Source organism: Tissierellales bacterium, from assembly GCA_025210965.1.
Classification (GTDB): Bacteria; Bacillota; Clostridia; order Tissierellales; family JAOAQY01; genus JAOAQY01.
The window spans coordinates 1-11,589 of sequence record JAOAQY010000194.1; the positions used below are offsets into that span (position 1 = coordinate 1).

At 31.1% G+C, this 11,589-nt stretch carries 12 protein-coding genes; 11 read left to right on the plus strand and 1 reads right to left on the minus strand.

Annotated elements, in window-relative coordinates; all coding sequences use genetic code 11:
• Positions 1-142: 142 nt before the first annotated feature.
• The 8 genes from N4A40_14135 (at position 143) to N4A40_14170 (ending at position 8,581) form a co-directional block, all read left to right on the plus strand.
• Positions 143-1,042, plus strand: coding sequence for an acetamidase/formamidase family protein (locus N4A40_14135; protein ID MCT4662992.1), 900 nt, complete (start codon positions 143-145; stop codon positions 1,040-1,042).
• 83 nt (positions 1,043-1,125) lie between these two features.
• Complete coding sequence (locus N4A40_14140) at positions 1,126-2,136, plus strand: isochorismatase family protein (protein ID MCT4662993.1); 1,011 nt, start codon at positions 1,126-1,128, stop codon at positions 2,134-2,136.
• Between the two features lie 184 nt (positions 2,137-2,320).
• Positions 2,321-3,007 (plus strand): hypothetical protein, encoded by a 687-nt coding sequence (locus N4A40_14145; GenBank protein ID MCT4662994.1) that lies wholly within the window; start codon positions 2,321-2,323, stop codon positions 3,005-3,007.
• A 347-nt stretch (positions 3,008-3,354) separates the two neighbouring features.
• Complete coding sequence (locus N4A40_14150) at positions 3,355-4,839, plus strand: aldehyde dehydrogenase family protein (GenBank protein MCT4662995.1); 1,485 nt, start codon at positions 3,355-3,357, stop codon at positions 4,837-4,839.
• Between the two features lie 219 nt (positions 4,840-5,058).
• Positions 5,059-6,012, plus strand: coding sequence for a ribokinase (gene rbsK / locus N4A40_14155; GenBank protein MCT4662996.1), 954 nt, complete (start codon positions 5,059-5,061; stop codon positions 6,010-6,012).
• Between the two features lie 75 nt (positions 6,013-6,087).
• Positions 6,088-6,957: an AraC family transcriptional regulator gene (locus N4A40_14160; protein ID MCT4662997.1), complete on the plus strand. Its 870-nt coding sequence runs from the start codon at positions 6,088-6,090 to the stop codon at positions 6,955-6,957.
• Positions 6,958-7,082: 125 nt separating this feature from the next.
• Positions 7,083-7,814: a CPBP family intramembrane metalloprotease gene (locus tag N4A40_14165; GenBank protein ID MCT4662998.1), complete on the plus strand. Its 732-nt coding sequence runs from the start codon at positions 7,083-7,085 to the stop codon at positions 7,812-7,814.
• A 167-nt stretch (positions 7,815-7,981) separates the two neighbouring features.
• A complete protein-coding gene (locus N4A40_14170; GenBank protein MCT4662999.1) occupies positions 7,982-8,581 on the plus strand; it encodes a nitroreductase family protein in 600 nt (199 codons plus the stop codon).
• Positions 8,582-8,676: 95 nt separating this feature from the next.
• Here the strand turns inward: N4A40_14170 and N4A40_14175 are convergent, their stop codons facing one another.
• A complete protein-coding gene (locus N4A40_14175; GenBank protein MCT4663000.1) occupies positions 8,677-8,994 on the minus strand; it encodes a hypothetical protein in 318 nt (105 codons plus the stop codon).
• Positions 8,995-9,787: 793 nt separating this feature from the next.
• On the opposite strand from N4A40_14175, the gene N4A40_14180 reads away from it, so the two are divergent.
• The 3 genes from N4A40_14180 to N4A40_14190 all read left to right on the plus strand — a co-directional run.
• The gene (locus N4A40_14180; protein MCT4663001.1) at positions 9,788-10,267 is read left to right on the plus strand and encodes a hypothetical protein; all 480 of its coding nucleotides are present in this window, start codon (positions 9,788-9,790) and stop codon (positions 10,265-10,267) included.
• Positions 10,268-10,521: 254 nt separating this feature from the next.
• Positions 10,522-11,244, plus strand: coding sequence for an SDR family oxidoreductase (locus tag N4A40_14185; GenBank protein ID MCT4663002.1), 723 nt, complete (start codon positions 10,522-10,524; stop codon positions 11,242-11,244).
• 54 nt (positions 11,245-11,298) lie between these two features.
• On the plus strand, positions 11,299-11,589 hold a 291-nt coding region (locus tag N4A40_14190), incomplete at its 3' end, for a MerR family transcriptional regulator (GenBank protein ID MCT4663003.1).

Below are 11,589 nucleotides of genomic sequence, written 5' to 3' on the forward strand. Positions count from 1 at the left end.
GAAAAAGCATTAGAAAATGAAATAAAAAAATTGAAATTAAGACTCAAAAAATCAGAAAAATATAAGAAGACTAAGTTTGAAAAAATATTTAGACCAGATAAATTAGAATTTGAGAGTCCAATAATATTTGTAGGAGGAGAGGATGAAGATGAAGAAAATTGATAGAAAAAATGCTGTATTTAGTATGGACAAGAAAAATGAAGCTACTATGATAGTGGATGCAGGGGAAGTAATATTATTTGAAACATCAGATTGCTACAATGGTCAAATATGTAGCGAGAATATTTTTTTGCATGATGCAGACTTTGCATATACTAATCCAGCAACGGGTCCAATTTTTGTAAAAGATGCTATGCCTGGTGATATTTTGAAAGTTAAAATAATTGATATAAAGGTTAATGATACTGGAACGATGTCTGTTGCTCCAAATTATGGAATTGCTGGAGAAAACATAACTGAAAATAGAACGAAAATTATAAAGATAGAGAATGATATTGCAAAATTTGATGAGAATATAGAGATAAAAATAAATCCTATGATTGGAGTAATAGGTACGGCACCATCTGGGGAGGCCATAGGAAATGTAGTGCCTGATTATCATGGCGGAAATATGGATTGCAAGAAAATAGTTAAAAATGCTATTGTATTATTACCAGTAAATGTAGAAGGCGGGCTGTTATCAATAGGAGATTTACATGCGGTGATGGCTGATGGTGAAGTTTGTGGATGCGGACTTGAAATAGATGGAGAGGTAAAAGTCAGAGTTGATGTCATAAAAAATAGAAAATTGCCACTGCCTATGGTTGTTGATGCTGAGCATATAATGTGTTTATCGTCAAAGAAAACACTAGACGAAGCGGTTATAGAAGTTACTAAAAATATGCACAAATTGTTGATAGATTATAATATGATGGAATCAGCTGATGCAAGCATGCTTCTTTCGTTAGTTGGAGAAATTAGAATTTGTCAAATAGTAGATCCTCTAAAAACAGTAAGAATGGAACTTCCACGAAATTTAATGGATATAAACAAGTTTATATAATTCACAGATTATCTCAAAAGAAAATTGACATATTAGTTCTCAATTAGTATAATCATATTTTTACATGAGAGGGGATGATAGGTTTGAGAAAGTGTTTATTGATAATTGATGTACAGGAAGCTATGTTTTTGAATGAAGAGGATAGACTAGCTGATGAAAAAAATGTAATTGAAAATATAAAAAAAATGATAAAAACAGCTAGAAAAAAAGGCATACCAATAGTATATGTAAAGCATACAGAGAATGAAGGTCTTTACAAAAAAGGTGAAAATTCTTGGCAAATATATAATGAAGTAGCTCCATTAGAGAACGATAAAATTGTGGAAAAATCTTCATGGGATTCATTTCTGAATACAAAATTGAAAGAAACATTAGATAAAATTGATGTAAATGAGCTTATTATCGCAGGTATGCAGACAGAGTTTTGTTTAGATACGAGTATTAGAAGCGGTTATGAAAAAGGGTACAAATTGACAGTTGCCAAAGATGCCCATTCGACATTTGACAGTGAAGTACTTGATGGAAAATCTATAATAAATCATCATAATAATATTTGGGGCGGTAGATTTGCAGAGCTAAAATTGACAAAAGACATAATCGGTGATTTAGAGAGAGCTTCTGATATAGAAAATTCAAATATTGAGTGTGACGAGATTTGTTATGAGCTAGGCAAACATGAACTGCTTGATAGAGTCGAACCGCTTTGGAATGAACTGAATTCTCATCATGAAAAAAATTCAAAATATTTTAAGGAAAAATTCAAGTCTTTTGAATTCAATTCAAGGAAAAAATCGTTTGAGAAGAAAAAACTTTGGGTGAAAATTGTAGTTGATAAATATAAAAAACAAGATATAGGTTATTTGATAGCTAGTGTAGATGATGATAGTATAGGAGAAATAGAATCTCTTTATTTGAAATCAGAACTAAGAGGCAAGCGTATAGGTGAAAAACTTATGAAAGAAGGATTAGATTGGGTGAGGATACATAACCCAAAAAAGATAGTAGTTGGAGTATCATATGGAAATGAAAGAACATTCAAATTCTACTCAAAATTTGGTTTTTATCCAAGAGTAATTTTGTTGAGCGAAAAATAATAATATAAATAATAAAGTACACTATTTGATATTGATAGTGTACTTTATTTCGTTATATGCGAATTGCGTGTGCTTTTTTGTAGAGCATAAATGGATTTATTCAATTAATACGTTGAAGAATATGGTGGTTTACATTTATACTGAAATGTGGGTTGGTTAAAATTTAGATTTAAGGAGAGAAATTATGAAATTGAAAATTGTAGCGAAAAAATATTTGTGTTCAATGTTAGTTATGACTTGCTTGATTTCCAATGTAGCTTTTGCAGGTGATTTTGGGTTCAAAAAGGATATTGGTATCGAAAAGGTTTGGAGCGTTGATTTGAGTAGTGAAGTAGACGAAAATAGTTTGACTGATGAGCATATTTCACTGAAAGATAAATCAGGAAAGGTTGTAAAATGCAAATATAGACTGGAAAATAAAGGGAAAACAATAGTAGTAGTTCCAGAACATTACTATGAATATGGTCAAATATATGAACTTTCAATATCTAATATAAAATCTACTAATCAAAAATTATTATCGCAAGAGGCTACAATGTCTTTTGAAGTTCAAGATTTGAGTTTAGAAGAGAGAAAAGAGTTGCTAAAGAAGCGCATAGTTGAAAGCATAGATAATGTAGAAGGTGGAATAGATGTATCACATTATAGAATTCCTTATGAAGATTTTGAAGAATTGAGATTAGAACTTAGTATAGCAGGTTTATTGAGGGGCGTAATGACTTTTGGATCTGACTCGGAAGATAGATATGAATTTCTAAAAAAGTATGCAAAACCAGGAAGTGCATATGCAGAACAAAATAAAGATTTTAGAGGTGAGCCTGGGGATCTTGCGCATATAGGATATGCATATCCAGAAACTTTTTTACCATAAAAAATATTTGAAGTAGCAAAAAAACATAAAATTTTTAAAATAGATTTATCGAAAATTTACAAAAAAAGATATAGCAAATACCACTTTAATTTGAAATTAGAGTGGTATTTTTTGTAAAAGAATTAACGTTAAAAAGATAACACTTGAATAGTATTGACAATTAATGGCAATGAGAATATAATTCAGATTGTAAAGATTATAAAAAGTGAAAATTGTTAAAATACAATCGTGATTGAAAAATTGACAATGGTTAATGATAAATTTGTATTTTTCAAGATTTATATTTATACTTTACAGGTTTGGTTACTATAATTAGGGAATTATTAGTGTTTAGGGAGGCGTTATTAATGGGTAAAAATTTAGATGTAATGCAAAGTGAGTACAAACTTTTTATAGACGGAGAATGGGTCGATGGAGTTAATAATTCAAAAATAGCGAGCTACAATCCAAGTAATGGAGAGCGATTGACAGAGTTTGTAGATGCAAGTGATGAAGATGTTGATAGAGCTGTGGAGGCCGCTACAGAAGCTTTTAAAACTTGGAGAAAGACTAGTGCTCAAGAAAGAAGTGAGATGTTACTCAAGATAGCAGATTTGATAGATGAAAATAGAGAACATTTGGCTATGGTTGAAACATTAGATAACGGGAAACCGCTTAGAGAGACATTGAATATTGATGTTCCACTTTCTTCAGAACATTTTAGATATTTTGCAGGAGTAATCGTTTCAGAGGAAGGAACATCAAAGTTACTAGATCAAAATACACTTTCAATAAACTTGAAAGAGCCAATTGGAGTTGTTGGCCAGATTATTCCTTGGAATTTTCCATTGCTAATGGGTGCATGGAAGCTAGCACCAGCACTAGCAGCAGGAAATACAATAGTAATACATCCATCATCAGTTACATCTATTAGTTTGCTAGAGTTTGGTAAAATATTACAAAAAGTATTGCCAGCAGGTGTTGTAAATATAATCACTGGAAAGGGTTCAAAATCAGGAAATTATATGCTTCAGCATAAAGAGTTTAGCAAGCTTGCATTTACTGGATCAACAGAAGTTGGATATAGAGTAGCAGAAGAAGCTGCTAAGAGACTTATACCAGCTACGTTAGAACTTGGTGGGAAGTCTGCAAATATTATATTTGATGATGCACCTTGGGATAGAGCTATAGAGGGTGTTCATATGGGGATTTTACTTAATCAAGGTCAGGTTTGCTGCGCTGGTTCGAGAGTATTTGTTCAAGAAGGTATTTACGATAAATTTGTTGCAGAGTTAAAAACAGCATTTGAAAAAGTAAAAGTTGGATTGCCTTGGGAAGATGGTGTTCAAATGGGCTCTCAGATAAATGAGAAACAGATACAAAATATATTGGAATACGTAAAAATAGGTCAAGAAGAAGGCGCTAGATTAGTAACTGGTGGAGAAAGGTTTGACACTGAAGAACTAAAGAATGGAGCATTCATGAAACCGACAATATTAGCGGATGCTCACAATAAAATGAGAATTGCTCAAGAAGAAATTTTTGGACCGGTAGTTACTGTAATCAAATTCAAGGATGAAAAAGAAGTAGTAGAGCTTGCAAATGATTCTGAGTATGGTTTAGGTGGTGCCGTTTGGACTAAAGACATAAATAGAGCGTTAAGAGTAGCATCAAATGTAGAGACAGGAAGAATGTGGGTAAACACATACAATCAATTGCCTGCTGGTACTCCATTCGGTGGATACAAAAAATCAGGTATTGGACGAGAGACTTATAAAAGTGTTCTAGATGCTTATTCACAGACTAAAAATATATTTGTTAGTATAAAAGAAGGTAAAGAAGGTCTTTACTAGAGATTTAAAGTGATATTAAAACTAAAAAGAATATGGAGATACAATGAATTTATGCAAAACCATAAAATGAATTATAGTATTGCATAAAGTAGTAGACATTATTAGATGAAAAGCTTGATTTTATATTGGATATCAAGTTTTTCATCTTTTTTTATTTGAATAAAAAATGCTCACAAACATTGAATCTTGTATAATATAAATAGTTGAAAGAGGATTCTAATGAATTCAGTTATAAAAATACATAGAGAGAGGTTGATTTTCGTGAAAAAAATTTGTGTCATAGGCAGTCTAAATATAGATTTAGTAGCGAGTGTAGATTATCTTCCAAAAGCGGGTGAAACTATTTTGGGAAATAGTTTTGGAAAATATTTTGGTGGAAAAGGAGCAAATCAAGTAGTTCAAATAGCGAAATTAGGAAATAAAGTATCGATGGTTGGAATGTTAGGAGACGATGATTTAGGTGATAGCTATAAGTCGTACCTAGAAGAGGAAGGTGTTGAAACTAGCTGTATTGGTAGAGCTAATAATTGTAGTAGCGGAACTGCAATTATTGAAGTAGATGCTAACGGTGAAAATAGAATCATAGTTATTGCTGGTGCTAATGGAAAGGTTGACAAGGCGTATGTAGATGAGAGATGGGATTCGATTTCAGCTTATGATATATATTTATTGCAATTAGAAATACCTTTAGATACCAGCTTGTATCTCATAAAAAAGCTAAGTGAATCTGGAAAGACAATAATACTTGATCCTGCACCAGCTAGAGAATTGCCATGTGAAATATATAAATACATTGATTTTATAACTCCAAATGAAACTGAAATGGAGGTGCTTTCAGGAATTAGTATAGAAAATGAAAGAGATTTGAAAATAGCCTCTAAAACTTTGCTGAAAATGGGAGTGAAAAATATAATAGCTAAATCGGGAGCACGCGGAGCATATATCATAAATGATTTGCAATTTGAGAGAATAGATGGTTACGAGGTAGAAACGGTAGATACGGTTGCAGCAGGAGATTCTTTTAATGCAGGATTTGCATATAAGCTTTCAAAAGGATTTGAAGTTAGAGAATGTATACGATTTGCAAATGCAGTAGCAGCAATATCTACTACTGGAAGAGGTGCACAAGAGGCCATGGCAAGTATAGATGAGGTAAAAGCCTATTTAGAATAGTTTAGCACAAATTATCAAAAAATAAATTTTAAAAAATTATATAATGTTGTTAGAAACTATGGAGGTGTAATAAATATGGATTATTTTTTTAGGATACAAGGGGCTATAGATTATATCGAGGAGAATTTAAAAGGTGAGTTGAATATAGTTGATATAGCATCTAAAGCGTTTTTTTCATCATTTTATTTTCAAAGATTATTTCAGGCTATGTCAGGTTATTCGGTTCAAGAATACATAAGAAAGAGAAGACTTACTGAAGCGGCTAAAATTTTAGATAGTACTGAAATATCAGTATTAGATATAGCAGTAGATTTTGGATATGGATCACAAGAATCATTTACAAGAGCTTTTAAGAGTCTTTTTGACATGACACCGGCAAAATATAGAAAAGCGGATGATTTAAACTTGGGGGAGTTTTCAAAGATTAATTTTCTAGATTTTGCAAATCAAAATTTTGATGAATTAGAAGTAAATAAACCAGAAATCAAGTATTTAGACAAGGTAAACGTAGTAGGGCATGAATACAAAACTAATTTGAATGGTGGTAAATATTTTCAAGAAATACCTGGATTTTATGATGATTTTGGGAAAAATGAGTATTACTTGAAAATCGAGGAAAGATTAGCACCAGCATTTCCTCACGGCATAACTTGTAATTATTGTGACAATGGAGATTTTTCATTTGTCATAGGAGAAATGGTTAAATCTCCACAGGAAAATTTAGTGGATTTAATAAATTTGGAGATTCCAGCTGGAGAATATGCAGTGTTTAAAGTTAAGGGTTCAGTAGATCAGTCTCAAAAAACTTGGAAATATATATATGGAACGTGGTTCCCTAATTCAAAATATGAACGTGCTGATGGACCAGATTTTGAAGTCGTAGATGTATTGGGATCAGTGTATCCAGATAATATGGTAAGTGAAATTTATATACCAATACTTTAAAAAAATAAATCGATTCTGAATTTAACATTAAAATCCAATTAATAATGTTCGAAATCCTTGATACTAGACTGGCTAGTGTAATAAACTTGTTAGTAAATAGAAGTGAGGAGAGTTAAGTGGATATAATGAAAGATTTATTGCAAGAAAAAATTAAAAAATATAGCAATCAAGATAAAATGCTTAGTTTATATATAGTTGTAGCGTCTATATTAGTCGTAGGGATTTTGTATATTGTAGATCAGCGCTTTTTGGTGAGCTACAATACAAAGATTATTATTAAATTAATATTATTTAGTGTAGTTCCTTTTGTGTACATCAAACTTTCAAAAGATAATTTCGTAAAAAAATCATTTAAGAATCATACTCCGGCACTTAAAATGGATATATCAAAGGCGCTTGGTATTTTTGTGGTAATTGTGCTGATTATAGGATTTATAATATTTAGGAATCTATTTGATGTAAATACAATTGTTTATGATTTTAGAAATAAATATCAAATAGTTGGAAATCAAATATTGTATTATGGATTGTATTTATCTTTTGTAAATTCATTGCTAGAAGAATTGTTTTTTAGAGGTTTTATATTTTTAGGATTAAAGCATATAAATTGCACCAAATTCGGATATATTTTTAGTTCTTTTATGTTTTCTATATATCACATAGCTAATTTTAAGAATTGGTTCAATCCATTGGTATTTATTCTATGTTTAGTTGGCTTATTTATAGGTGGTTTGATTTTTGCAGCGCTAGATGATAAAAAAGATACGTTTTTTAACAGTTGGTTTGTGCATATATGTGCAGATTTAGCAATTGTGGCCATTGGATATTATGTGATAAATATATCTGCAGGATTGTAGATTACAAAAAAGTTGTATTTAGATGAAAATGAAGTGTCATGTCGTGAATCATATCACGGACATGGCATTTTTAGTTGTACTGATTGAGTTTCACTAGATTGCTCAAGGGTATTAATGCTTAGATGAAACTATTCATCAATAAGATTTGATATAAAGGAGGATTTTTGATGGAGTACAACTATAAAGAAGCAATTGGAAAAAGAAGAAGCATATATGAATTATCTAAAGAGAGCACCATCAGTGATGATGAAATTCAAGATATTTTGGTATATGCACTTGATCATACACCATCAGCCTTTAATTCCCAAAGCGGAAGAGTTGTGTTATTGCTAGATAATGAACACAATGAATTGTGGCTTATGATTGAAGAAGAACTTAGGAAAAGAGTTCCAGCTGAAAGATTTGAGTCTACTAAGAAAAAAATGGATGGATTTAGAGAAGCTTATGGTACTGTATTATTTTTCGAGGATTATAGCATAGTTGAGGAACTTGAAAATAAATTTCCAAGATATGCACATAATTTTTCTCCATGGTCATATCAGTCATCCGGAATGTTACAATATAATATTTGGACATCTTTTGCAATTGAGGGTATGGGAGCATCACTTCAGCATTACAATGAGGTTATTGAAGAGGCTGTAAAACAAAGATGGGATATACCATCAAAATGGAAATTAATATCACAAATGCCTTTTGGAAAAATAAAAGGTGGCCCAGGAAATAAGGAAATTATACCAGCTGATGATAAAATGAAAATTTTCAAATAGCATTTAGTAATTATAGTATTTAGTAATTATAGTATTTAATAATTTTGGAGATGGACTTTCAAACATCCAAGAGCTACGTTACAGTGCGTAAAATATTAGAGTGCAGAGGAGTCACAATCTATATAGTCTAGAAAGTTTTCGTGATTTGAAAAAACTTTGTAGTCTATTTGATAGGTATGATTTAGTAAAACTAAATTCCAAGTGTTTTTGTTATCAACATATATCTTTACAGTTATTGGGTCACTGTATAGTTTAGCCTTGATGTATTGCCTGTCATTTTCAATTCCCTTGTCAATTATAGTGGCTTTAGTTAGAACTGATTTTACTTCATGATATGAAGCAGTATTAACGAAATGCAATAGACCTATAATTAATAAAATAGAAAAGAATATTGCAATAAACTTTTTATTCATATTTTAGACCTCCAAAGATAACAATCTAAAAAGAATTTAAATAATTCTTTTTAGATTGTTAAAGTTAGTATTATTATATTTCGAAATCTGTTTGTGTAGCACGTGTTTCGGCTTTACCATATAATGTTATACTTAAAGCCTTAATGTTTAATCCGATGCTACTATTAGCACCAGTATCATGTGCGTACTTAGCATGTATGCTATGACTAATTGTTTTACCTTTTTCTTTTTCTTCAATTAATACTTTTCCATACCCACCAACGGATTTTTCAAGATCTCCAAATGGTACAGCCCATGTTCTAAGATCAGCATCCCAACCAACACCAGTAGGCGATGAATATTCGATTGTATTGTCCTCATAAAATTTTGGATCACTATTGTTATATCTTATTTCATCGACATGATAAGTAGTATTTGCTACAGGTCTCCAATCAGTATCCCACGATACTGCAAATGGGTCTTCGTATCTAAAGAAAGGAACACCATGACCAGTCCATAATTTTGAAATAATTAATATTAATTTAACAAATGCGCATCTGCATGTAGTATATCATCTGTAAAACTGAAAAACAATTCTAAGACTGCAGAATGTTAATTTATATACGTACACTGCATTTTTGTGGTATCAATTAAACTCTTTATGGTAACAATACTACAAATAATAGATTTATACTGTTATTTTTCAGCTTAAATTTACCTTAATAAATATCGCGATTATTGATATTGGTGTGTTTGTAAGATAAACTAAGAAATGCAAGGCAAGTTTTTAAATAACTTATAGGGAGGAAGATTTGTGAAAAAATATTTAGATTGGATATTTGTAGTGATTATATTAGTAGTATTGTTAGTGATATATAAGCCATACCTAAAAGAGACTAGTGTAGTGATAGAAAATAAAGAAGAAGTTATTAGGACAAACACTATAACAAAAGAGATTGAAATATTTGATACAGAATATATGGAGTGGTTTACTAGAGAGCAGTATTTTGACTTGAAAATTTCAAAAACAAATGAATTATACGACAATTTAAAAATAGATGATTATTCTACTTTAGAGTATATCTTAGACTCAGGTTTTATGAAAGAGTACAACTTTTTAACAAAAGCGCAAATAGAATATTTAGAAAAAGCTGATGATATAGTCTCGGTGAGTTATGATAGTAAAAAAAATATACAAAAAAAATATCAAGAAAAATTAAATGACATAATCGATGCGGAAAGAGAGAAAGAGATACAAAAACTAAAAATTTTAAAGGAAACTAAGAAATTCTAAATTTACTTGCATGGGTTTGAAATGAAATTTTGAGTCTAGGTAAACTTGTTCTACTGGAAATATTGATTAGGAATACGCCATTTTAGAGCAGTAGATAGTTCAAAATAAACTATTCATTTTATGAAAATTTTGAGTGATAGTGTGAAATAACTTATAGAATATGTATTTATTTTTTATTTCCCTTGACTTAGAGCTAACTCTAAGGGTTAAGATTGTATTTGTGAAGAGAGAAACCAACTTAGGAGGAATGAAAAATGAAAAAATTAGTTGTTATAACAGGAGCTAGCTCGGGATTTGGTATGGCATTGGCGAAAAAGTTTTCTCAAGATGGGTATCCATTGCTGTTATTAGCGAGAAGAGTTGAAAAAATGGAAAATTTGAATTTGCCAAATGCTATATGTAAAAAGGTTGATGTTACCAATAGTGTAGAATTTGAAAATGCAGTACGTGAAGCAGAAGCGAAATATGGGAATACTGATTTACTTGTAAATAACGCAGGAGTTATGTTACTTGGAAGCATAGAAAAACAAGATGCAGAAGAATGGAAGAGAATGCTAGATGTAAATGTTATTGGTGTGATGAATGGTATGAAAATAGTGATGGATGATATGAAGAATAGAAATTCTGGTACAATAATAAATATATCATCAATTGCAGGGATACAGCCTTTTGGCAATCACGCAGCGTATTGTGCTAGCAAATACGGAGTTACTGGTCTTACTGCTGTTGCGAGAGGAGAGATGTCTCCACATAACGTAAGAGTTCTGTCAGTTAACCCAGGAGCAGTTGAAACTGAACTTTTAGGTCATACTACAGATCAGAGTATAATTGATGGTTATAACGAGTGGAAGCAATCTGTTGGAGCAGTTAATATTACAGCAGAAGATGTTGCTGATACTATTAAGTTTGCATATGAGTTGCCACAATCAGTTTCATTGCGACAAATTGTTATAACAGATACTAAACAAGATGCATAGAAATCGAATTTTATGCATTCAAGTCGATTTAGATTGTGCATAGGAGGGATTTTAGTGTATAAGATTAAAGAAGTGTCTGAAAAAACTGGGATATCAGCGTATACTCTTAGATATTATGAAAAGGAAGGTATACTTCCAAGCATTGAAAGAGACAAGTCAGGTCAGAGAGTTTATAGTGATGAAAATATAGCTTGGCTTGAAATAGTTGTATGTTTAAAAGATACAAATATGCCATTAGAAGAGATTAAGGAAATCGTTAGGCTGAGTATGATTGGTGATGAAACGATTGATGAGAGAAAGCAAATTCTATTAGAGCACAGGAAAAAAATCCAGAATCAGATTGAA

Excerpts from the sequence above, each read along its gene's own strand:
- rbsK (MCT4662996.1), top strand. The coding sequence starts at position 5,059 with ATGAATTCAGTTATAAAAATACATAGAGAGAGGTTGATTTTCGTGAAA.
- N4A40_14185 (MCT4663002.1), top strand. The coding sequence starts at position 10,522 with ATGAAAAAATTAGTTGTTATAACAGGAGCTAGCTCGGGATTTGGTATG.
- N4A40_14170 (MCT4662999.1), top strand. The coding sequence starts at position 7,982 with ATGGAGTACAACTATAAAGAAGCAATTGGAAAAAGAAGAAGCATATAT.
- N4A40_14175 (MCT4663000.1), bottom strand. The coding sequence starts at position 8,994 with ATGAATAAAAAGTTTATTGCAATATTCTTTTCTATTTTATTAATTATA.
- N4A40_14150 (MCT4662995.1), top strand. The coding sequence starts at position 3,355 with ATGGGTAAAAATTTAGATGTAATGCAAAGTGAGTACAAACTTTTTATA.
- N4A40_14145 (MCT4662994.1), top strand. The coding sequence starts at position 2,321 with ATGAAATTGAAAATTGTAGCGAAAAAATATTTGTGTTCAATGTTAGTT.
- N4A40_14135 (MCT4662992.1), top strand. The coding sequence starts at position 143 with ATGAAGATGAAGAAAATTGATAGAAAAAATGCTGTATTTAGTATGGAC.
- N4A40_14165 (MCT4662998.1), top strand. The coding sequence starts at position 7,083 with ATGAAAGATTTATTGCAAGAAAAAATTAAAAAATATAGCAATCAAGAT.
- N4A40_14160 (MCT4662997.1), top strand. The coding sequence starts at position 6,088 with ATGGATTATTTTTTTAGGATACAAGGGGCTATAGATTATATCGAGGAG.